The sequence below is a fragment of the Stenotrophomonas sp. YJH_SMC_14-1 genome, assembly GCF_059372275.1.
On record NZ_JCAFVK010000007.1, the window covers coordinates 57528 to 77988 of the forward strand.

The 20461-nt window shown below is 67.3% G+C and carries 20 protein-coding genes; 15 read left to right on the forward strand and 5 right to left on the reverse strand.

What is annotated here, in order from left to right:
* Positions 1-112 precede the first annotated feature (112 nt).
* Positions 113-1006, forward strand: coding sequence for an AraC family transcriptional regulator (locus tag AC5P9P_RS15625; RefSeq protein ID WP_288469604.1), 894 nt, complete (start codon positions 113-115; stop codon positions 1004-1006).
* Here AC5P9P_RS15625 and AC5P9P_RS15630 read toward each other — a convergent pair.
* Positions 954-1784 carry a universal stress protein gene (locus tag AC5P9P_RS15630; protein ID WP_164227371.1) on the reverse strand — a complete coding sequence of 277 codons (831 nt, stop codon included), beginning with the start codon at positions 1782-1784 and terminating at the stop codon, positions 954-956. The genes AC5P9P_RS15625 and AC5P9P_RS15630 overlap by 53 nt on opposite strands.
* A gap of 172 nt (positions 1785-1956) precedes the next feature.
* On the opposite strand from AC5P9P_RS15630, the gene AC5P9P_RS15635 reads away from it, so the two are divergent.
* Positions 1957-2523, forward strand: a complete 567-nt coding sequence (locus tag AC5P9P_RS15635) for a TetR/AcrR family transcriptional regulator (RefSeq protein WP_495232942.1) — start codon at positions 1957-1959, stop codon at positions 2521-2523.
* Positions 2524-2554: 31 nt separating this feature from the next.
* On the opposite strand, the gene AC5P9P_RS15640 is transcribed toward AC5P9P_RS15635, so the two are convergent.
* Entirely contained in the window at positions 2555-2914 is a 360-nt protein-coding gene (locus tag AC5P9P_RS15640) for a response regulator (protein ID WP_005409405.1), read from the reverse strand.
* Positions 2904-4067, reverse strand: a complete 1164-nt coding sequence (locus AC5P9P_RS15645; RefSeq protein WP_414490927.1) for a two-component system sensor histidine kinase NtrB — start codon at positions 4065-4067, stop codon at positions 2904-2906. Before AC5P9P_RS15645 ends, AC5P9P_RS15640 begins: the two co-directional genes overlap by 11 nt.
* Positions 4068-4219: 152 nt before the next feature.
* Here AC5P9P_RS15645 and AC5P9P_RS15650 point away from each other — a divergent pair, with 152 nt between their 5' ends.
* The 5 genes from AC5P9P_RS15650 (at position 4220) to AC5P9P_RS15670 (ending at position 10353) form a co-directional block, all read left to right on the forward strand.
* Positions 4220-7321 (forward strand): hybrid sensor histidine kinase/response regulator, encoded by a 3102-nt coding sequence (locus AC5P9P_RS15650; RefSeq protein ID WP_495232943.1) that lies wholly within the window; start codon positions 4220-4222, stop codon positions 7319-7321.
* Positions 7318-8142, forward strand: a complete 825-nt coding sequence (locus AC5P9P_RS15655) for a CheR family methyltransferase (protein ID WP_005409408.1) — start codon at positions 7318-7320, stop codon at positions 8140-8142. Before AC5P9P_RS15650 ends, AC5P9P_RS15655 begins: the two co-directional genes overlap by 4 nt.
* Positions 8142-8717 (forward strand): chemotaxis protein CheB, encoded by a 576-nt coding sequence (locus tag AC5P9P_RS15660; RefSeq protein WP_005413150.1) that lies wholly within the window; start codon positions 8142-8144, stop codon positions 8715-8717. The genes AC5P9P_RS15655 and AC5P9P_RS15660 overlap by 1 nt, the downstream gene beginning before the upstream one ends.
* On the forward strand, positions 8714-9847 hold the full coding sequence (locus AC5P9P_RS15665; RefSeq protein WP_005413151.1) for a hybrid sensor histidine kinase/response regulator: 1134 nt from the start codon (positions 8714-8716) through the stop codon (positions 9845-9847). The genes AC5P9P_RS15660 and AC5P9P_RS15665 overlap by 4 nt, the downstream gene beginning before the upstream one ends.
* A gap of 251 nt (positions 9848-10098) precedes the next feature.
* Positions 10099-10353: a BLUF domain-containing protein gene (locus AC5P9P_RS15670; RefSeq protein WP_258391736.1), complete on the forward strand. Its 255-nt coding sequence runs from the start codon at positions 10099-10101 to the stop codon at positions 10351-10353.
* A gap of 15 nt (positions 10354-10368) precedes the next feature.
* Here the strand turns inward: AC5P9P_RS15670 and AC5P9P_RS15675 are convergent, their stop codons facing one another.
* Positions 10369-10689, reverse strand: coding sequence for an ArsR/SmtB family transcription factor (locus AC5P9P_RS15675; protein WP_012480019.1), 321 nt, complete (start codon positions 10687-10689; stop codon positions 10369-10371).
* 86 nt (positions 10690-10775) lie between these two features.
* On the opposite strand from AC5P9P_RS15675, the gene AC5P9P_RS15680 reads away from it, so the two are divergent.
* The 3 genes from AC5P9P_RS15680 (at position 10776) to AC5P9P_RS15690 (ending at position 12745) form a co-directional block, all read left to right on the forward strand.
* Complete coding sequence (locus AC5P9P_RS15680; RefSeq protein ID WP_495232944.1) at positions 10776-11213, forward strand: YeeE/YedE family protein; 438 nt, start codon at positions 10776-10778, stop codon at positions 11211-11213.
* Positions 11210-11623 (forward strand): DUF6691 family protein, encoded by a 414-nt coding sequence (locus AC5P9P_RS15685; RefSeq protein WP_049403200.1) that lies wholly within the window; start codon positions 11210-11212, stop codon positions 11621-11623. Before AC5P9P_RS15680 ends, AC5P9P_RS15685 begins: the two co-directional genes overlap by 4 nt.
* 69 nt (positions 11624-11692) lie before the next feature.
* A complete protein-coding gene (locus tag AC5P9P_RS15690; protein ID WP_231522742.1) occupies positions 11693-12745 on the forward strand; it encodes a linear amide C-N hydrolase in 1053 nt (350 codons plus the stop codon).
* Here the strand turns inward: AC5P9P_RS15690 and AC5P9P_RS15695 are convergent.
* The gene (locus AC5P9P_RS15695) at positions 12742-13521 is read right to left on the reverse strand and encodes a DUF6491 family protein (RefSeq protein WP_049430833.1); all 780 of its coding nucleotides are present in this window, start codon (positions 13519-13521) and stop codon (positions 12742-12744) included. The two genes, AC5P9P_RS15690 and AC5P9P_RS15695, sit on opposite strands and share 4 nt — an antisense overlap.
* A gap of 81 nt (positions 13522-13602) precedes the next feature.
* Here AC5P9P_RS15695 and AC5P9P_RS15700 point away from each other — a divergent pair, with 81 nt between their 5' ends.
* The 5 genes from AC5P9P_RS15700 (at position 13603) to thrC (ending at position 20457) form a co-directional block, all read left to right on the forward strand.
* Entirely contained in the window at positions 13603-14301 is a 699-nt protein-coding gene (locus AC5P9P_RS15700) for a helix-turn-helix transcriptional regulator (protein WP_149500985.1), read from the forward strand.
* A gap of 116 nt (positions 14302-14417) precedes the next feature.
* Complete coding sequence (locus tag AC5P9P_RS15705; RefSeq protein ID WP_049430828.1) at positions 14418-15368, forward strand: DMT family transporter; 951 nt, start codon at positions 14418-14420, stop codon at positions 15366-15368.
* A 357-nt stretch (positions 15369-15725) separates the two neighbouring features.
* A complete protein-coding gene (gene thrA / locus AC5P9P_RS15710) occupies positions 15726-18230 on the forward strand; it encodes a bifunctional aspartate kinase/homoserine dehydrogenase I (RefSeq protein WP_164133502.1) in 2505 nt (834 codons plus the stop codon).
* Positions 18227-19141: a homoserine kinase gene (locus AC5P9P_RS15715; RefSeq protein WP_049403205.1), complete on the forward strand. Its 915-nt coding sequence runs from the start codon at positions 18227-18229 to the stop codon at positions 19139-19141. The genes thrA and AC5P9P_RS15715 overlap by 4 nt, the downstream gene beginning before the upstream one ends.
* Positions 19142-19170: 29 nt before the next feature.
* Positions 19171-20457 carry a threonine synthase gene (gene thrC / locus AC5P9P_RS15720; protein ID WP_111188629.1) on the forward strand — a complete coding sequence of 429 codons (1287 nt, stop codon included), beginning with the start codon at positions 19171-19173 and terminating at the stop codon, positions 20455-20457.
* The last annotated feature ends 4 nt before the right edge of the window (positions 20458-20461 follow it).

Consider the following 20461-nt stretch of genomic DNA (forward strand, 5'->3'; position numbering starts at 1 on the left):
GGGCGGGGAGCACAGGACGGGACCTTGATGGTTTCGGTACTTTTCACAACTTCTTCGTTCGGGCGGATATGCTCTGCCGCGATATCCCAGTGGAATCCCAGTGGATCGGCCCATGGATCGCATTCCCCAGCTTCTGGAACAGGACGAATCCATGCGTCTGGAAGTCAGTACGCTGGCTGAAGGCTTGGGTGTTCCGCTGTCGTTCGGGCACGCCTATCTGACGGTGCTGGTGTGCGTGTCCGGGCGTGCGCGGTTCGCACTGAACTTCCGCGAAGTGGCGGTGCAGCGGCACGACGTGGTGGTGCTGGCGGAGGATACGCTGGCGCTGCTGCGGCAGCGTTCGCGCGGCTTCCTTGCGGTGGCCTGCCTGGTGCCGAAAGCGCTGGCATCGGAGGTGGCCTATGTGCTGCCCAATGCACTGTTCAAGTTCCTGCACGAGCACCCCCATTGTGTACCGTCACCGCTGGAGGTGCCGCTGCTGCAGGGGTGGCTGCAGCAGTTGATGGATGCCCAGCACAACGGTGGCCGCCATCGGCACGTGATGCTGCGCAACCTGCTGCAGACCTTTTTCCTGAAGTTCGCCACACTGCTCCCGGCATACTACGAGGCGGCGCCGCAGGTCGGCCGGCGCGAGCGCCTGGCCTGGAGCTTCTGGGAGCTGGTCGGCCAGCGCAGCACGCGCCAACGCGACGTGCAGTCCTACGCCGAGGCGCTGTGCATTACCCCGTTCTATCTCTCGCAGGTGACCCGGGAATGCTTCGGCGAAACGCCGAAGGCGTTGATCGACCGCCAGGTAGTGCTGGAGATCAAGGCGCTGCTGAGCTACAGCGAACTGCCGATCGGACGCATCGCCGAACGCCTGTGTTTCGAGGACGCGTCCTACCTGTGCCGCTATTTCCGGCGGCACACCGGTCAATCGCTGACCGGCTACCGCCGGGCGGGGCAGGGCGGTATCAGTGCGATACGAACAAGGGCGCCGGTACTTCGGCGAGCAGATCCTCGGTGACCCCGCCGAGCACGCGCTCGACCACGCGACTGCGGCTGTAGGGCCCCAGCACCAGCAGATCGGCTTCGGCATCAAGTACATGCTGGCGAATGGTGGCAGCTACACCCCCTTGGCTGGAGCTGATCGCCTGTATCTCCACTTCAACGCCGTGCCGCGCCAGATGCTGGGCCATTTCAGCGCCGGGTGCCGCTTCAGCCTTGGGCGTGTCGACCATCAGCAGGTGCACGGCCTGCGCGCGGGCCAGCAGAGGCAGGGCATCTGCCACCGCACGACGGGCCTGCTTGCTGGCATTCCAGGCCACCACGATACGCCGGCCGACCTGCTCGCCCCTCCAGTGCGGCGGCACTAGCAGCATCGGTATCCCGGTCTGGCGCAGCGTGCCCAGTGGATGCCAGCCGGAGGGCGCGCCTGGTGTGTGCGGATAGCCGGCGATGATCAGGTCGCAGTACAGCGACTGCAGCGCCAGGTCAGCGCCACCCAGGTAGTCCGAGACGATGCGCAGTTCGGTGCTGATCTGCAGCGGCTCGGACACGGCACGCAGGTTCTGCATCAGCTGTGCGGTGCAGGCGGCATCCGCGCGGGCCTCGTGGTCCAGCGCGGCGGCGATGCCGGCACCGCGCGCGAAGCCGTTGGCGATGTCGGTGGGATGCAGGGCCGTGGAGACTGCGACCAGATGCGTCTGCTGGGCCTGCGCCAGGTCGGCGGCGATGTTGAGAACGCGGTGCCCGGTGTCGCTGGCGTCGAACAGCACGGCGATATCGCGTAGTGGGTGCAGCATGGCGTTGTCTCCCTCGATGCCTGTGACGCGTTCCCTGCCGTGCACCGACCCGGGTGCACCGGACGCGCCCCCGTTGTAGCGCATCCGTGATTCGGATGAATCATATTTGATTCAGTTTATTAATTGATGATTCATGCTAGCGTGAGGGCCAGCCCACACTCCCTCGCTTTTCATGCGACCTGCCGCAGCACGTACACGACGCGACCTGCCCCATGCGCTGGCGGCCACCCTGGTTAGCCATCCACGCTGCACCCTCAGCGAACTCGCGCGCGGGGCGGGCATCAGCCGCGCGACCCTGTACCGGTTTGCGCCTACCCGGGGGGCGATCGACGAGGCCCTGTTCGCGGCCGGTTTCGAGCGCGTGGAAGCGGCGGCGGCCTGGTTCGACCAGGGCGGTGATGCACGCCGCGTGCTGGAGCAGGTCACCGCCACGCTGCTGGCGGACTGGGAGCTGGTGACGCTGCTGTTCGCACGGATGATGGAAGAACAGCAGCGCCTAGGCGACCTGCACCTGCTGCCGGAGCGCTGGGCGCCGATCGGCGAGCGCTTCGAGGCCTTCTTCCTGCGGGGTCAGGCGGCCGGAGAGTTCAACGTCGGTTTCACCGCGGTATGGCTCGCGGACTTCTACTGGAGCTGCTTCTACGGCATCACCTGGTCACTGGCACGCGGTCGGCTGGCGCCGGCAGCGGCTGCCTCTACGCTGCTGGCGTCGTTCCAGCGGGGGGCGATGATGGGTTGACCGCAGGGGTTTCCTGCGGGGGCGCCGAGGTTTACGCCTGCCTGAGCAGCTGCACCAGCTGGCGCAGGCGATAGGGCTTGGGCAGGAACTCCACCTGCTCGGGCAGCGGCGGCAGCTGCGAACGGGCATAGCCGGACGACAGGATCATCCTTGCCTGCGGCTGTTCGCGTGCCACATGCTCGCTCAGCTCGATGCCGGACATGCCGTTGGGCATGCTGACGTCGCTGAACACCACGTCGAAACGTGCTTCGCCCTTGAGCAGTTCCGCCGCCTCGTGGCCATCGGCGGTCGTGGCCACATCGATGCCGAGGTCACGCAGGGCCAGGCCGATCATTTCACGCAGATCGGTCTGGTCTTCCACCATCAGTACGCGGATCGGGTCATCGGTCATCGGCAGGGTCCTCCATTGCGGGGAGCAGCAGGCTGACCGTGGTGCCGACACCGGGCGTGGTGGACACGTCGACGAAGCCGCCGCTCTGGGTAGTGAATCCGAACACCTGGCTCAGGCCCAGGCCGCTGCCTTTGCCGATGTCCTTGGTGGTGAAGAAGGGCTCGGTGGCCCGTTCGGCGATGTCGGCCGCCATCCCGTGGCCTTCATCGCAGACGCTGAGGGTGACATAGCCACGTTGCAGCGTGGAGTCCGCGTCCGGGTCGAGGCGATGCTCCAGCGCGGTACCGATCAGGATGCGGCCGCCTTCAAGGGTAGCATCGGCGGCATTGGCGACCAGATTGGCCAGCGCCGTCTGCAGCTGCAGCGCATCGGTGTTGACCGCAGGCAGGCCGGGTGCCAGCTGGGCATCCAGGATCACCGTGGGCGGGCAGGCGCGTTGCAGGTCCGGCAGCCACTGCTGTATCAACACGTTGATATCCAGTGGTTCGCGGATCAGGGTCTGGCCAGTGCTGAACGCCAGCAGCTGGCGGGTCAGCAGCGCACCACGATCGGTCGCGCTCTGCGCGGCATCGAGCAGCTCGGCGGCGCGCGCATCGTCACCGCCAACGCGCAGGGACAGCAGGTCCAGTGCGTTGCCGATGGTGGTCAGCAGGTTGTTGAACTCGTGCGACAGGCCGCGGCTGAGTCGTCCGACGGTCTCGAACTGTTGGGTATTGCGCAGCGCTCGTTGGGCATCACGCAGCAGGCGCTGTGCCTGCCACTGCTCGGTGATGTCGCGGGTGATCTTGACGAAGCCGAGCAGCTCGCCCGCCTCGACGACCGGCTCGATGACAACACTGGCACGGAATGACGAGCCATCGCGGCGTACCCGCCAGCCCTCACTGGCAACGTGGCCATGCTGCGCTGCATGGCGGAGCAGGCGTTGCGGTTCTCCTGCCTCGCGGTCGGCAGCCAGGTAGAAGCGACCAAAGTGGGTGCCCACCACTTCATCGGCTGAATAGCCCTTGATGCGCTCCGCCCCCGGGTTCCAGCTGCAGACGATGCCATCCGGATCAAGCAGGTACAGCGCATGGTCGCGCACGCTGTCGATCAGCAGTCGCAATTGGCGGGAAGGGTCCGTCAGCACGGACGTCGTAGAGGCGACAGCGTCCACGTAAAAATAAGTGTTACCCCTGTGAGGGACGTGAAGCTAGGCATTCAAGTGTGAAGGAGGCGTGGAGGCGGGACACGTGCCATTTGTCCTGTGCGGCTGAATACGACACGGAGTACCATCACCCACCCTTTTGTGTTCTGGAACCGACCTGCATGCGTCCTGGTGCGACTACGCGTGACCGCTGGATCTGGATGACCTCCGCCGTGCTGCTGGCTGCGACCATCGCATTGGAGCTGGTGGTACCGCTCGGTTATGCGGTATGGCTGGCGTATTTCCTGGCCGTGGGAGTCACGGTGTTCCAGCGCAGTGCACGCGCGCCGTTCATCGTGGCTGTGCTCGCCTGCGTCCTGCTGGTCATCGGTTTCAACATCGCCCCGGCCAGCTCGAACTCGGCGTTCTCGCTGGTCAACCGAAGCATCGGTGGTTGTGCGTTCATGATGATCGCGCTGATCGTTTCCCGCGCGATCCAGGCACGCCGGGATGCAATGCGGGCGTTGTGGCTGCAGGAGGCCGAAAACGCGGTGGCGATGAGCCTGCGCGGCGACCTCGGTCCCGAGCAGATCGCCGAGGCGGCAGCCACCAGCCTGGGCGCGCAACTGGAGGCCGACGTCGGTGCCGTATACCGGCTGGACGGAGGGAGGTTGCAGCTGACCGGTGGCCTGGCGCTGCCGTCCGGCATGCCGGCGTCGCTGGCATTGCAGGAGGGCGTGGCCGGGCAGGTGGCGCGGGACGGGCGGATCCGTCACCTGGAGGGCAGCGACGACGCTGTACTTGAACTGCAGACCGGCCTGGGACGCCTGTCGGTGCGCGAGCGCATCCTGGCGCCGATCAGCAGTGACGGCACCGTGGTAGGCATCGTCGAGCTGGGACGCGCCCGGGCGGGTGCGCAGCGCGACCTGGATCGCGAGCTGCTGGAGCGCTGCGCCGAGACCATCGGCATGGCGCTGCGTGCATCGCTGCTGCGCGCACAACTGGTGGTGCTGCTGGAGGAATCGCAGCGCCAGGGCGAGGAGCTGCAGGCCCAGCAGGAAGAGCTGCGCGTGGCCAATGAGGAACTGGAAGAGCAGAGCCGCAGCCTGCTGCAGTCGCAGAGCCACCTGGAAGAACAGCAGGCCGAGCTGGAGCAGAGCAACGTCCAGCTGGAAGAGCGGACCCACGAGCTGGAGGCGCAGAAGCAGGCACTGCTGGTCGCGCAGAGCCAGCTGGTGCGCAACAGCAACGAACTGGCCGCGACATCGCGCTACAAGTCCGAGTTCCTGGCCAACATGTCGCACGAACTGCGCACGCCGCTGAACAGCTCGCTGATCCTGGCCAAGCTGCTGGCCGACAACAAGGACGGCACGCTCACCGAAGAACAGGTGAAGTATGCGCGTGCGATCCTGTCGTCCAACAACGATCTGCTGGCGCTGATCAACGACATCCTGGACCTGTCGCGCATCGAGGCCGGCCACGTCGAGCTGGCCGATGAAGTGGTGGTGACCGACAGCGTGCTGCAGCGCCTGCGCGAGACTTTCGAGCCGATGGCGCGGCAGAAGGGCCTGGCCCTGCAGATCGAGGCCGATGCGCTGGCGCCGAGCCAGCTGGTGGTCGACAGCCAGCGCCTGCAGCAGATCCTGAAGAACCTGCTGGCCAATGCGGTGAAGTTCACCGAGCATGGAAAGGTCAGCCTGCACGTACGCGCGGCCGGCCAGGGGCGCATCCGGTTCGAGGTCTGCGACAGCGGTATCGGCATTGCCCGCGAGCAGCTGCAGGTCATCTTCGAAGCCTTCCGCCAGGCCGATGGCAGCACCCGTCGCCGCTACGGTGGCACCGGCCTGGGGCTGTCGATCTCGCGCGATCTGGCCGAGCGCATGGGCGGCAGCATCCAGGTCGACAGCGAACCGGGCCGTGGCAGCTGCTTCATTCTGGAACTGCCGTTGCAGGGCGCGCCCGCGTCGAACGCCGCGGACATCGCCGCAGCTCCCGTGGCTTCGCCGGTCGCGGCCGCTGTGCCGGCGATGCAGGTGCCAGCAAGGGCTCCGGTGGCGCCGACGACGACGGTGCCCAGCGTGGCCGACGACCGCGGTCGTCGCCAGCACCCGGGCCGCCTGATCCTGGCCGTCGAGGACGACGCCACGTTCGCCGAAGCGCTGGTGGCCCTGGCCCATGAACTGGATTTCGACTGCGTGGTGGCCGGGACGGCCGAAGAGGCGCTGGCCCTGGCCGGCGAACTGCGACCGAACGGCATCCTGCTCGATATCGGCCTGCCGGACGTGTCCGGCCTGAGCGTGCTGGAGCGCCTGAAGCGCAACCCCGATACCCGCCATATCCCGGTGCACGTGGTCTCGGCAACGGACCGCAGCCAGGTGGCGCGCGAGCTTGGCGCGATCGGGTTTGCGATCAAGCCGACCACGCGCGAGCGCCTGGTAAGCGCCATCGAGCAGCTGGAACAGACCAGCCAGCGCGACGTGCGGCGCCTGCTGATCGTCGAGGACGACAGCGAGCTGCGCCACAACCTGGAACTGCTGCTGGGCCGTGATCAGCTGCAGATCGTCGCCGTGGGAACGCTTGCTGGCGCGCTGGAGCAGCTCAGCACGGTCACCTTTGATTGCATGGTGATGGACCTGTCACTGCCTGACGGCAGCGGCTACGACCTGCTCGAACACATGGCCGGCAACGATGACGTCGGCTTCCCGCCGGTGATCGTCTATACCGGTCGCGCGCTCGGTCGCGAGGAAGAACAGCGCCTGCGCCGCTATTCTAAGAGCATCATCATCAAGGGCGCGCGTTCGCCCGAGCGCCTGCTGGATGAAGTCACCCTGTTCCTGCACAGCGTGGAAGCCAGCCTGCCCACCGACCAGCAGCGCCTGCTGCGCGAGGCGCGCCGTCGCGACACCGTGCTCGATGGACGCACCGTACTGCTGGCCGAGGACGACGTGCGCAACATCTTTGCGCTGTCCAGCGTGCTCGAGCCGCTGGGCGTGACGCTGGAGATCGCGCGCAATGGGCAGGAGGCAGTGGACCGCCTGGCCGAGCGCGAAGTCGACCTGGTGCTGATGGACATCATGATGCCGGAGAAGGATGGCCTGGCCGCGATGCGCGAGATCCGCGCGCAGCGTCACCTGCAGGACCTGCCGATCATCGCGCTGACTGCCAAGGCCATGCCTGACGACCGTGAGCGTTGCCTGCAGGCGGGCGCCAACGATTACATCGCCAAGCCCATCGACGTCGACAAGCTGGTCTCGCTGTGCCGGGTCTGGTGCTCGCGGCAATGAACGAACAGGCGCTGTTCGACCTCGAACTGAAGGTCCTGCTGGAGGCGCTGTACCAGCGCTACCACTACGATTTCCGCAGCTATGCGGTGTCGTCGCTGCGCCGACGCATGCGCCAGGCGATGCAGCGCTATGAGTGCGAGCGGCTGGTCGACCTGCAGTACCGGCTGCTGCACGAGCCGGACCTGTTCGCCCAGGCCATGCAGTTCTTCACCGTGCAGGTCTCGGAGATGTTCCGTGACCCTGCGTATTTCCGTGAGCTGCGCGAGCAGGTGGTGCCAGTGCTGCGTACCTATCCCTCGGTGAAGCTGTGGGTGGCCGGCTGCAGCACGGGCGAGGAAGTGTGGTCGCTGGCGATCCTGCTGCATGAGGAAGGCCTGCTCGAGCGCAGCATCGTCTATGCCACCGACATCAATCCGGCCGCACTGGCCACCGCCGAGGCGGGCGCCTATGGCATCGACCGGATGGCCCAGTTCAGCCGCAACTACCTGGCCGCCGGTGGCACCGCGTCGCTGTCGGACTACTACGCTACCGCCTACGATGGTGCGGTGTTCGACCGCCAACTGCGCCGCAACGTGGTGTTCGCCGACCACAGCCTGGCCACCGATACCGTGTTCTCCGAAGTGCACCTGGTGTCGTGCCGCAACGTGCTGATCTATTTCAACCGCGACCTGCAGGATCGTGCCGTCGGCCTGTTCCGCGAAGCGCTGGTGCACCGGGGCTTCCTTGGCCTGGGCAGCAAGGAGTCGCTGCAGTTCGGGTGCCACCATGATGCCTTCGAGGTCTGTTCGCGAGAGCACCGCCTGTACCGGAAGGTGGCCTGATGACGCTGCCGGTGCGTCCGGCCGTGCTGGTGATCGGCGCGTCCGCCGGTGGCGTGGCGGCCCTGCAGGCGGTGCTCGGTGCACTGCCGGCGAAGCTGCCGGTACCGGTACTGGCCGTGCTGCACCTGCCGCGTGACCGCACCAGCCGCATCGCCGAGGTGCTGGCGCCGTACTGCGCGTTGCCGGTGCGCGAAGCCGAAGACAAGCAGCCGTTGCAACCGGGCACGGTGACGTTCGCGCCGCCGGATTACCACCTGCTGGTGGAGGACGAGGGGGCGTTGGCGCTGTCGGTGGATGCACCGGTGCTGTTTTCCCGTCCGGCCATCGATCCGCTGTTCGATTCCGCTGCTGCGGTGTTCGGCGCGCAGGTATTGGCCCTGCTGCTGACCGGTGCCAGCAGTGATGGCAGCGAGGGCGTTGCCGCCGTGCGCCGTGCCGGTGGCCATGCCTGGCTGCAATGTCCCGAGGAAGCCGAGGCGTCGATGATGCCCGCTTCCGCCCTGCAGTACGCCGGCGCCGATGCCGTGCTGCCCCTTGAACTGATGTGTCGCCGCCTGAAGGAGTTGTTTGCATGAACCTGTTGCCACCGGAACCTGCGCAGTCGCAGACCCCGGTCAACCTGCTGATCGTCGATGACGTGCCGCAGAACCTGGTAGCCATGCAGGCCCTGCTGCAGCGCGAAGGGGTCAACCTGCTGCTGGCCGGCTCGGGCGCGCAGGCGTTGGAGCTGCTGCTCGAGCACGAGGTGGCATTGGCCCTGCTTGACGTGCACATGCCGGAGATCGATGGCTTCACCCTGGCCGAACTGATGCGCGGTTCGCATCGCAGCCGCGACGTGCCGATCATCTTCCTGACCGCCTCTCCGGATGATCCCCTGCGCGTGTTCAAGGGCTACGAAAGCGGTGCGGTCGATTTCCTGCACAAGCCGGTGGCGCCGCAGGTGATCCTGAGCAAGGTCAACGTCTTCATCGAGCTGTACCAGCAGCGGCAGCTGCTGAAGGCGCGCAACGAGGCACTGGAGCGGGCGCTGAAGCTCAACGAGACGATGGCTGCCGTTTTGACCCACGACCTGCGCACGCCGTTGTCGGCGATCCTGCTGTGCACCGACAAGCTGGCGCTGGAGCTTCCGGAAGACAACGCAGGCGCGCAGCAGACCCTGCAGTACCTGGAAGCCAGCACCCTGCGGATGGCGCGGATGGTCGAGCAGCTGCTGGATTTCTCGCGGATCCGCAGCGGTGGCCTGAGGCTGGAGGCAAGTGCCTGCGATCTGGCCGACGTGACGCGCGCGGTAGTCGCCGAGGCGGGCAGCGCGCATGGGGCGGACCGGATCCACCTGGACCTGCAGGGAGACACGCGGCTGCAGGGCGATCTGGATCGCCTTGGCCAGGTCGCCGCCAACCTGGTCGGCAATGCGCTGACCCATGGCAGCGAGGCGAGGGTGGAGGTGGATGGGCGCGACCCGCGCGGCGTACTGCTGCGGGTCAGCAACGCCGGCCGGATCGATGACGCGCTGTTGCCGCGATTGTTCGAACCGTTCAAGGCCAGCTTCCACCAGAGCAAGGGCCTGGGCCTGGGCCTGTACATCGTCGATCAGTTCGTCCGCGCGCACGGCGGGCGCATTGCGGCCCGCAACGAAGCGGGCCAGGTGGTGTTCGAGGCAATGCTGCCACGGCGCTGCGACGGCACGGTCTTGGCGGCAACCTAAGCGCTTCAGCCAGCGTCCCGACGGACTGAGACGGACTGGTCCGCAACTGCCAGCGTGGGCGCCTATTCTGTCAGGGAAGTGCCATGCCATTGCGCGCCATCGCCTGCGTCAGCCGGGCGCTGCCGGACCTGTCCGCCGAGTGCCTGCATCGGCTGGTGGAGGACGCGGCACGATTCAACAAGCTGGCAGGGTGACCGGCGTGCTGCTGCGTGATGGCAAGGGTTGCCTGCAGTACATCGAGGGGCCACCGGATGGCATCGATCTACGAGCGCATCCTGCAGGCAGCAAGCCACATCGACATCACCGGACTGGGACGCGGCCGCCTGGGCCAGCGCCAGTTTCCCTATTGGCCGATGCTTTCGCTGCCGTTCGACGCGTCGATGCTGTGCCAGCTTTCCTGCAGTGACCGGTCCGGATTCTCACGGAGCCTGCAGCGCGATCGTTCGGCACCGACGCCAGTGGACCTGCTCGATCAGGTGGTGCAGCCGGCGCTGCACGCAGGCTGATGGTCTGCGCCGGATTCAGCGCGAAGCAGCACCGCAGTACGCCGCATGCAGCGCCTGCAGCACGCCCAGTGCGGGCCCTTCAAGAACCCGATAGTGGATCGCCTGCGCTTCGCGCCGGGTCGCCACGATATCCAGTCCGCGCAGCACCGCCAGATGCTGTGACAACGCCGATGCGCTCAGGCCGGTCAGTGCCTGCAGTTCCGGTACCGGCGCTTCACCTTCCACCAGGCGGCACAGCACCCGCAGCCGGGCCGGGTGGGCCAGGCTTTTGAGCAGCGTGGCTGCCTGCGACGCGTGTTCGGCCATCGCGGCGCTGTCGAGCTGGGTTCGGGCCATGGTTGACCATTTTGTTTAGAATGATCTAATTTAGAATAATCTAAACAAATGGGCAATCCCATGTACGGCAGCGAAGAGGGCAGGGCATGAACCTGCCATGGAGTGCGGCGGCAGGTGGTGCGTTGATCGGCGCCGCCGCGGTGCTGTTGCTCGCCACCATCGGACGCGTGGCGGGCATCAGCGGCATCACCGCAGGCAGCCTGCGCGCAGGCAAGGGCGAGCGTGCCTGGCGCTGGGTCTTCCTGGCCGGCCTGACCGCATCGGCGGGGCTGGTGCTGTGGTGGCAATCGGTGCCCGAGGCATCGCCGCGTGCGCTGCTGCGTGATGCGCTGCCGGCATGGCAGTTGATGGGAGCCGGCCTGCTGGTCGGCTTCGGTACGCGGCTGGGCAACGGCTGCACCAGCGGTCACGGTGTGTGCGGCATGGCCCGCGCTTCGAAGCGATCGCTGGCGGCCGTGCTGGTGTTCATGGCCTGCGCGATGCTGACCACCTTCCTGGTCCGTCATGGCGGAGGCCCAACATGAGCCGCGCAGTCTGGGCCGCCGGCGCGGCGGGCGCGTTGTTTGGCATGGGGTTGGCGCTTTCGGGAATGGCCGACGCGCGTCGTGTCCTCGGCTTCCTCGACATCACCGGTGACTTCGATCCCACGCTGCTGTGGGTGCTGGGCTCGGCGCTGCTGGTCAGCGCGATCGGGCAGCGGTGGGTGTTGCGGCGACAGCAGCCGCTGTACGCAGACCGCTTCCGTCTGCCTGTTACCCGGCGTGTGGATGCTCGCCTGCTGCTGGGTGCCGCGCTGTTCGGGATCGGCTGGGGCTGGGCGGGCTATTGCCCAGGACCGGCCATCGCCGGGGTGGCCGTGGCGTCGCGCGAAGCCCTGTGGTTCGTGCCTTCGATGCTTGCAGGATTCTGGCTGCACGACCGCTTCGTCCGTTGAGGCTTTCACCCCTGTCTCACCCTGCCTGGGGTCCTATGCCCGGATATCGGGGAAAAGGAGTGCAACGACATGGCACGGATGAAGTGGATGGGAAGGGGAATGCTGGCGGTCGCGCTGGCCGCAGCCGTGGCACCGGCACTGGCCTGCACGCGCGCGGTGTACCTGGGTGACAACGGCGATGTGATCACCGCGCGCTCGATGGACTGGAAGGTCGATGTGGCGACCAACCTCTACATACTGCCGCGCGGCATGGCGCGCACCGGCCAGGCCGGCCCCAAGTCGCTGGCGTGGACCGCGCGCTACGGCTCGGTGGTGGCCACCGGCTACGACGTGTCGACCACCGATGGCATGAACGAAAAGGGCCTGGTGGCCAACCTGCTGTGGCTGGTCGAATCGGAGTATCCGCAGCAGCGTGGCAACAAGCCGGGCCTGGCGATTTCGCTGTGGGCGCAGTATGTGCTGGACAACTTCGCTACCGTGGAAGAGGCGGTCACCGCGTTGAAACGCGAGCCGTACTCGATCGTCACCGACAAGGTGCCCGGTGAAGATCGGCAGGCGACGCTGCACCTGTCGCTGTCCGATGCCAGCGGCGACAGTGCCATCGTCGAGTACATCGGCGGCCGCCAGGTGATCCACCATGACCGGCGCTACCAGGTGATGACCAATTCGCCTATCTTCGAGCAGCAGCTTGCGCTCAACAGCTATTGGCAGCAGATCGGCGGCACGGTGATGCTGCCGGGCACCAACCGCTCTGCTGACCGTTTCGCGCGCGCCTCGTTCTACATCAACGCCATTCCCAAGGCCGAGGATCCGGTGGAGGCCCTGGCCAGCGTGTTCAGCGTGATCCGCAACGCGTCGGTGCCGTATGGCATCACCACGCCGGGTGAGCCGAACATCTCATCCACGCGCTGGCGCACCGTGGCCGACCACAAGCGGCGGCTGTACTTCTTCGAATCGGCATTGACCCCGAACACCTTCTGGGTCGATCTGAACAAGGTCGATTTCGCCGGCAAGGTGCTCAAGCTCGACCTCGGCAAGGACCAGCGCAATACCTTCGCCGGTGATGCACTGGGCCAGTTCGTGCCCAGCGCACCGTTCGCCTTCCTCGGCGTCGACGGTTAGTTCGACGCCTGGCTGGAGGCCGGGTAGACCGCCTGGATCGTGCAGCTGCCGCGGGTGTACTGCGGCAGCGGGGCGATGCCTTCACCGCGCAGATCGTCTGTCTCGAATTCGGCAGTCATGATCCGATCGCCGGGATTGCCACAGATCAGGCCGTTCTGCAGGCCCGAGTGGAAGCTCAGCTGCGGCGCGCGGTCGAGCTGGCGGCAGTGGCTGCCGAGTTCTACCCGGTAGTAGCGATGGCCGCCATTGCGGCGCGGATTGGTCTCCACCAGCATGCCCTGCGGGTCGGATGACCAGGCCCGCACGTTGCGCGTGGCAAAGCAGTAGGACGGTGAGCCGCCGAAGCTGCGACGCACCTCCTTGCGTTCGCGGATGGTCACGGCAGGCAGGGTAGCGGTGCGCAGGCGGTCGCTGTCGCGGGCGACGCTGGCATAATCGCGATTCTGCAGCGGGGTGACCGCGCTGATGGTGCATCGGCGGCCGTCGACCACGACGCGTTCGCTGGGGCGGCCGCAGGCCCAGCCGGCGGGGGCTTCCAGTTTCAGCGAGGTGGCACCGCGGACGCCGGGACAATCTTCGTTGAAGTCGATCCGAAAGGGCTGGCCGGAGGCGGCGCGCAGTGCGATCGAGCGCGGTGATGCCTGCTCCACTTCCTGTACGCCGACAGCGTCCATGCAGTGCGGAGCCGGTGGCGTACGCGCCTGTGCGGAGACCGAAGCTGCGAGCGCCAGGCCGAGGCCGGTGGCGAGCGCCAGGGACACCTGCTGATGGGTCATGTCCTGCACTCCCTGCGTTGGATGACGGATCGACTATAGCAACGGTTTGCACGGCCGTTGTTACACGCGCACACTGCCCGGATGGGCGCCATCTTCCATCTGCGGCACTACGGCCAGGCCACCGGCCTGGACCGCCATGACTACGCGCAGTGGGTGCTGCCAGTGCAGGGTGAACTGCAGTTCGAAATGGAAGGCCGCGGAGGTCGGCTGGACGTGCTGCAGGGGGCATTCGTGGCCGCCGGTGAGGCGCATGACCAGATGGCTGATGGTCCCAATGGTTTCGTGATCGTTGACTGTCCTCCGGGCGTACTTGATGACGGCACGCAGGAGCATCTGTGCCGGCAGCGCTGGCTGCATCTGCCGCTGGCATTGCGCCGACGCCTGGCTGAGGTGCAGGCAGGGCAGCCGATGCCGGCGCTGCTGCCGCAGTTGCTGCAGGTATTTGCACCTGCTGGCAGTGGCGCGCGCATGCAGGGTCTGTGTGCGGCGGTCCAGGCCGACCCCGGGCAGGCGTGGCCGGTGGCGCGCATGGCGGGGTTCGTCGGGGTCAGCGAGAGCCGTTTGCATGCGCTGTTCCGGCAGGAGTTCGGGCTCAGCCCGCAGGCCTGGCTCAGCGCAAGCCGGTTGCGTTGGGCCAAGCACCAGCTGCGCACCAGCGTGGCGCCGATCAGCGATATCGCGCTGGCCGCGGGCTATTCCGAGCAGAGCGCACTGACCCGTGCGCTGCGCCGCGAGTGCGGCCAGACTCCCGCAGCGTGGCGCCGGGGCGCCGGACTGTAGGGTCGAGCCACGCTCGGCTTTGCGCGCGCGGCCGGTCAGGGCAGTAGCCTCGGTCAAGAGTGCCCGCTGGCCAGCGCTTACACTGCGCGGCCTGTTCTATCCCCCGAAGAACCCGAATGCGCAACAACCCGATGGCCCTGGGCATCGCCAATGGCGTTGCCGCTGGCGCGCTGTGGGGCGTGGTCTTCCTTGCGCCCGCCGTGCTGCAGTCGTTCAACGCCCTGCAATTGTCGGCCGGCCGCTATCTGGTCTACGGCCTGATCGCCGTAGTACTGCTGCTCCCGCGCTGGAAGCGGCTGGCACCCCAGCTGGGTCGCACCGAATGGATCGGGCTGCTGTGGCTGAGCCTGGCCGGGAACCTGGTGTACTTCCTGCTGCTGGCCACGGCGGTGCAGTGGGCTGGCGGTGCGGCGGCGTCGCTGATTGTCGGCCTGATTCCGGTGGTGGTCACCCTGGTCGGCGTGCGCGAACAGGGTGCAGTGCCTTTGAAACAGCTGCTGCCGGCACTGGGCCTGTGCGTGCTGGGCGTGGCCCTGGTTGGTTGGGAAGCACTGATGTCCGAGCACCTGGCAACCCCGTGGCGGCAGCGCCTGATCGGCCTGCTGTGCGCGTTCGGCGCGCTGTTCTCGTGGGCGTTGTACTCGATCGGCAACAGCCGCTGGCTGGCGCGTCGACCGGACTTGTCCAGCCACGACTGGTCGCTGCTGACCGGCGTCACCACCGGCGGCCTGGCCCTGCTGCTGGTGCCGATGGCCTTCATCGGCCACACCAGCGGGCACACGGCGACGCAGTGGAGTGGCTTCTGGGCAATCAGCGCCGGTGTGGCGGTGGTGGCCTCGATCCTCGGCAATGCGTTCTGGAACCGCGCCAGCCGCCTGCTGCCGCTGACCCTGACCGGCCAGATGATCGTGTTCGAGACGCTGTTCGCGCTGGCGTATGCCTTCGCCTGGCAGCAGCGCTGGCCTTCGCTGCTGGAAGCGTTGGCGATCGTGTTCCTGGTGGCCGGCGTGATGCTGTGCGCGCATGCCCATCGTACTCCACGGGCGATCGCCGAACATGCCGGCTGAATGCGTGCGTCAAGCGTGCTGATGCTGCCTTGGTCTCAGATGCAACCAAATGCCGGCACGTTGAGCGATGATCGCGGCACTGGCTTTTTGCATCGCAGCACTTGACAGCAGGCCGGCGCACAGTGTTTTCTGTGCGTCATGGTTCCTGATGCCGCCCACGCCAGCCTGATCGCCCCCGCCACTGCGGGCCGTTCGACTGCGCCGGTCGCCACCACCACCATTACCACCACCACCGTCACCACTGCCCTGGTGCGGCCCGTCGTCTTCGTGTAACTCCCGAAAACCACGGCCCCGCACCATACAGGTGGCGGGGAAACTCGACACCTGCATGCGACGGGGCCTCCTGCCGAGGTCTGCATGTCTTCCCACGCCCCCGCTCATCCCGTTGCCCCGGCCGATCTGGCTGCACCGTCCATCGTCGTGCACAAGTTCGGCGGCACCTCGGTGGCCGATGCCGAACGCTACCGCCATGTCGCGGGCCTGCTGCTGGCCCGTCCCGAATCGCTGCAGGTCACTGTCGTTTCGGCAATGAAGGGCGTCACTGACGCGCTGATCGAGCTGGCCCAGCTGGCGGCCAAGGGCGACGAAGGCTGGCGCGAGGCCTGGCATGCGCTGCGCGCGCGTCACCGTGGCGCCGCCGTGGCCCTGCTGGGCGAGCAGGTGGGCGAGACCGTCGAATGGATCGACGCCCGCTTCGAGCAGTTGGCCGAGGTACTGGCGGCGCTGGCAGTGATCGGCGAGCTGCCGCGCGAAGTACTCGACCGCGTGCAGGGCCTGGGCGAAGTATTCTCCGCGCAGCTGCTTGGCACCCACCTGCGTGCCTTGGGCGAAGACTGTGCGGTACTCGATGCACGCGACGTGCTGGTGGTCGGGCATGGCGAACTGGGTGTGGATGTCGACTGGGAGTCCAGCGCGGACCGCCTGGCCAAGTGGCGCCTGCGGCATCCGCAGATGCGCCTGGTCGCCACCGGTTTCGTTGCCCGTGACCGCCATGACCGCATCACCACGCTCGGCCGCAATGGCAGCGACTATTCCGGCGCGATCTTCGCCGCGTTGTTCAATGCCGATGAACTGCACATCTGGACCGACGTCGACGGCGTGCTGTCGGCCGACCCGCGACTGGTGCCCGAAGCGGTGCAGCTGGAATCACTGAGCTACGACGAGGCCTGCGAGCTGGCTTATTTCGGCGCCAAGGTGGTGCACCCGCAGACGATGTCGCCGGCGATCCGCCTCGGCCTGCCGATCTTCATCCGCAATACCTTCCAGCCGGCGCATCCGGGGACGCGCATCAGCGCCGAGCGCTCGCCGCGCGGGCCGGTGAAGGGCCTGACCCTGAGCCCCGGCTTGGCCCTGTTGAACCTGGAGGGCACCGGCCTGATCGGCGTGCCCGGTACCGCCGAGCGCGTGTTCGCGGCGCTGCGCCAGGCGCAGGTGTCGGTGGTGATGATCTCGCAGGGTTCGTCAGAGCATTCGATCTGCTGCGTGGTGCGCGCCGCCGAAGCGGCGCGTGGCCGTGAGGCACTGCTGCACGCGTTCGCGCATGAACTGTCGGTAGGGCAGGTGCAGCGCGTGCAGGTCAGTGAGGGCGTCAGCGTGCTGGCGGCAGTGGGTGACGGCATGGCCGGCCAGCCCGGTGTGGCGGCGCGCCTGTTCGAGGCGCTGGGACGCGCGCAGGTGAACATCCTGGCGATCGCGCAGGGCTCGTCGGAGCGCAATATTTCTGTGGCGGTGGACAGTGCCGATGCCACCCGCGCATTGCGGGCCGCACATGCGGGCTTCTGGCTGTCGCCGCAGACGTTCGCGGTCGGCGTGATCGGGCCGGGCAACGTCGGCGCGGCACTGCTGGACCAGCTGCTGGCGGCCCGCCTGCAGCTGCTGGCCAAGGCCAATGTGGATCTTCGCCTGCGCGCGCTGGCCTCGCGTTCGCGCATGCGGCTGGAAGTGGATGGCCTGCACGCCGATTGGCGGGAGGCATTGCAGGACGCGGGCGAGCCCAGCGACCTGGATCGCTTCACCGAACACCTGCTGGCCGCGCACCTGCCGCATGCGGTGGTGATCGACTGCAGTGGCAGCGCTGACGTGGCCGAGCGCTATGAGGGCTGGCTGGCTGCCGGCATCCACGTGGTGACCCCGAACAAGCAGGCCGGTGCTGGCCCGCTGCCGCGCTACCAGCGCATCCGTGCTGCTGCGGCGGCCAGTGGTGCGCGCTTCCGCTACGAAGCCACGGTGGGTGCGGGCCTGCCGGTGATCACCACGCTGCGTGATCTGGTCGATACGGGCGACGAGGTGCTGGCGATCGAAGGCATCTTCTCCGGCACGCTGGCGTGGCTGTTCAACCGCTTCGACGGCAGTCAGCCGTTCTCGCAGCTGGTCGCGCAGGCGCGGTCGATGGGCTACACCGAGCCGGACCCGCGCGATGATCTTTCGGGCGTGGACGTGGCGCGCAAGCTGGTGATCCTCGCCCGCGAGGCCGGCCACGCGCTCAGCCTGGAACAGGTACAGGTGGAAAGCCTGGTGCCGGCGCTGCTGCGCGACGGCAGCGTGGATGACTTCATGGCGCGGCTGGGCGAGTCCGATGCCAGCCTGTTGCAGCGGTTGCAGAACGCGCGGGCGCGTGGCGCGGTGCTGCGCTACGTGGCACGGCTGGGCGCTGACGGTGCCTCGGTGGGCCTGCAGGAACTGCCCACCGACCACGCCTTCGCCAACCTTCGGTTGACCGATAACGTGGTGCAGTTCCGTACCCGTCGCTACTGCGACAACCCGTTGGTGGTGCAGGGTCCGGGGGCCGGCCCGGAAGTCACCGCCGCCGGTGTGTTTGCCGACCTGCTGCGGGTCGCGGCCGGTGAAGGAGCGCGCCTGTGATCGCACGTGCGTTCGCGCCGGCCTCGGTGGCCAACGTAGCGGTGGGCTTCGATATTCTCGGTCACGCCATTTCCGGTGTTGGCGATACCGTGAGCGTGCGCCGCATCGACGAGCCGCTGGTGCGCATCGAGGCGATTCGCGGCAGTGCCGTCGAGCTGCCGCTGGAGGCAGCCGGGAACACCGCCGGCGCTGCGCTGATGTCACTGCGCGAAGGCCTGGGCCTGGACTTCGGTTTCGCGGTGGAGATCGACAAGGGCATTCCGTTCGGTTCCGGCATGGGCGGTTCGGCAGCGTCATGCGTTGCTGCGCTGGTTGCCGCCAACGCGCTGCTGGATGTACCGCTGTCGCGCGAGGCGCTGTATCCGTTTGCGCTCGATGGCGAGGCGGTGGCCAGCGGTGGCCGCCACGGCGACAACGTGGGGCCGTTGCTGCTGGGTGGTCTTGCGCTGTGTACGGCCGACCGCCTGCTGCCAATTCCGGTGCCGGCGGCCTGGCACAGCCTGCTGGTGCATCCGCACGCGGTGCTGGAAACACGCCGTGCGCGCCAGGTGCTGCAGGGCAGCTACGCGCTGGGTGAATTCGTGGCACAGAGTGCGAACCTCGCGCTGGTACTCAGTGGTTGCCATCGTAGTGATGCGGCGCTGGTGCGGGCTGGATTGCGCGATGTGCTGGTGGAACCACGGCGGGCCGGCCTGATTGCAGGTTTCGAAGCAGCCCGCGATGCGGCGCTGTCGGCCCATGCAATGGGTGCGGGCATCTCCGGTGCCGGACCCAGCGTGTTCGCCTGGTTCGAGGACTCCGACCAGGCCCGCACCGCTGCCGCACCGGTGCAGGCGGCATTTGCCGCCGCCGGTTTCGACAGCGATGCCTGGGTGTCGCCGCTGGATGCACCGGGAGCCCGCTTGTGCTGAATCCTTCCCCATTACTGGATACCGAACCCATGCAATTTGTTTCGACCCGGGGTCAGTCCCCGGCCGTTGGCCTCAGTGCGGCGATCGCTGCAGGATTGGCGCCCGATGGAGGGCTGTATGTTCCGCAGGTGCTGCCGGCGGCACGTGAGCTGCGGGCCGGCGCAACGCTGGCCGATACCGCCGCCGATCTGCTGGCGCCGTTCTTTTCCGGCGACACGCTGGAGTCTGCGTTGCCATCGATCTGCCGCGAGGCGTTCGACTTTCAGGTGCCGCTGCGTCCACTGGGCGGCGGTGACCATGTGCTGGAGCTGTTCCATGGGCCGACGGCGGCGTTCAAGGATATCGGTGCGCGCTTCCTGGCCGGAACACTGTCGCGGCTGCAGGCCGGCAAGGACCGCGATCTGACGATTGTTGTCGCCACGTCTGGCGATACCGGCGCCGCCGTTGCTGCGGCCTTCCATCGCCAGCCCGGCGTGCGCGTGGTGGTGCTGTATCCGGATGGCCGTGTGTCACCGCGCCAGGCGCATCAGCTCGGTTGTTTCGGCGACAACATTCAGGCGCTGCGCGTGGCCGGTGCCTTCGACGATTGCCAGGCGATGGTCAAGCAGGCACTGGCTGACCGCGAACTGCAGGCGCAGGTGCCGCTGAGTTCGGCCAACAGCATCAGCCTCGGCCGCCTGCTGCCGCAGATGAGTTATTACGCGCATGCGGCGTTGTCCCATTACGCGACGCATCGTCGTCGGCTCAACCTGGTGGTGCCGACCGGCAACCTTGGCAATGCGATGGCGGCCGTGCTGGCGCGCGCGCTGGGCGTGCCGATCGGGCAGATCGTGCTGGCCACCAATGCCAATGCGGTACTGCCGGCGTACTTCAATGGTGGCGACTACCAGCCGCAGGCCAGCGTGGCGACCGTGGCCAATGCAATGGACGTAGGGGCGCCCAGCAACTTTGAACGCCTGCGCTGGCTTTACCTCGGAGATGACGCCGAGCTGCGCGCTGCGTTCCGCGCGTTCGCGGTGGATGACGTGACCATCCGCGCGACGATTGCGGCGGCGCATGCCAGCAACGGCGAACTGTTCTGCCCGCATACGGCCACAGCGGTGAAGGTGCTGCAGGACCTGCGTGCGCGCGGCGCCAAGGGCGACTGGGCGGTGGTGGCTACCGCACATCCGGCCAAGTTCGAGGCAGTGGTGGAGCCCTTGATTGGCGAAGCAGTGGCCGTGCCGCCGGCGCTGGATGCGTTGCTGCAGCGGCCCGCGCACGCGGAACCGTTGGCTGCGGAGTATGCGGTGTTGCGCGAGGTGTTGCTGCGTTGATCGA

What these genes read in the sequence shown, in the direction of transcription:
- AC5P9P_RS15655 (WP_005409408.1), top strand. Translation starts at nt 7,318, where the DNA reads ATGAACGAACAGGCGCTGTTCGACCTCGAACTGAAGGTCCTGCTGGAG.
- AC5P9P_RS15670 (WP_258391736.1), top strand. Translation starts at nt 10,099, where the DNA reads ATGGCATCGATCTACGAGCGCATCCTGCAGGCAGCAAGCCACATCGAC.
- AC5P9P_RS15640 (WP_005409405.1), bottom strand. Translation starts at nt 2,914, where the DNA reads ATGACCGATGACCCGATCCGCGTACTGATGGTGGAAGACCAGACCGAT.
- AC5P9P_RS15695 (WP_049430833.1), bottom strand. Translation starts at nt 13,521, where the DNA reads ATGACCCATCAGCAGGTGTCCCTGGCGCTCGCCACCGGCCTCGGCCTG.
- AC5P9P_RS15675 (WP_012480019.1), bottom strand. Translation starts at nt 10,689, where the DNA reads ATGGCCCGAACCCAGCTCGACAGCGCCGCGATGGCCGAACACGCGTCG.
- AC5P9P_RS15625 (WP_288469604.1), top strand. Translation starts at nt 113, where the DNA reads ATGGATCGCATTCCCCAGCTTCTGGAACAGGACGAATCCATGCGTCTG.
- AC5P9P_RS15685 (WP_049403200.1), top strand. Translation starts at nt 11,210, where the DNA reads ATGAGCCGCGCAGTCTGGGCCGCCGGCGCGGCGGGCGCGTTGTTTGGC.
- AC5P9P_RS15660 (WP_005413150.1), top strand. Translation starts at nt 8,142, where the DNA reads ATGACGCTGCCGGTGCGTCCGGCCGTGCTGGTGATCGGCGCGTCCGCC.
- AC5P9P_RS15635 (WP_495232942.1), top strand. Translation starts at nt 1,957, where the DNA reads ATGCGACCTGCCGCAGCACGTACACGACGCGACCTGCCCCATGCGCTG.
- AC5P9P_RS15650 (WP_495232943.1), top strand. Translation starts at nt 4,220, where the DNA reads ATGCGTCCTGGTGCGACTACGCGTGACCGCTGGATCTGGATGACCTCC.
- thrA (WP_164133502.1), top strand. Translation starts at nt 15,726, where the DNA reads ATGTCTTCCCACGCCCCCGCTCATCCCGTTGCCCCGGCCGATCTGGCT.
- AC5P9P_RS15665 (WP_005413151.1), top strand. Translation starts at nt 8,714, where the DNA reads ATGAACCTGTTGCCACCGGAACCTGCGCAGTCGCAGACCCCGGTCAAC.
- AC5P9P_RS15690 (WP_231522742.1), top strand. Translation starts at nt 11,693, where the DNA reads ATGGCACGGATGAAGTGGATGGGAAGGGGAATGCTGGCGGTCGCGCTG.
- AC5P9P_RS15700 (WP_149500985.1), top strand. Translation starts at nt 13,603, where the DNA reads ATGGGCGCCATCTTCCATCTGCGGCACTACGGCCAGGCCACCGGCCTG.
- AC5P9P_RS15705 (WP_049430828.1), top strand. Translation starts at nt 14,418, where the DNA reads ATGCGCAACAACCCGATGGCCCTGGGCATCGCCAATGGCGTTGCCGCT.
- AC5P9P_RS15630 (WP_164227371.1), bottom strand. Translation starts at nt 1,784, where the DNA reads ATGCTGCACCCACTACGCGATATCGCCGTGCTGTTCGACGCCAGCGAC.
- thrC (WP_111188629.1), top strand. Translation starts at nt 19,171, where the DNA reads ATGCAATTTGTTTCGACCCGGGGTCAGTCCCCGGCCGTTGGCCTCAGT.
- AC5P9P_RS15680 (WP_495232944.1), top strand. Translation starts at nt 10,776, where the DNA reads ATGAACCTGCCATGGAGTGCGGCGGCAGGTGGTGCGTTGATCGGCGCC.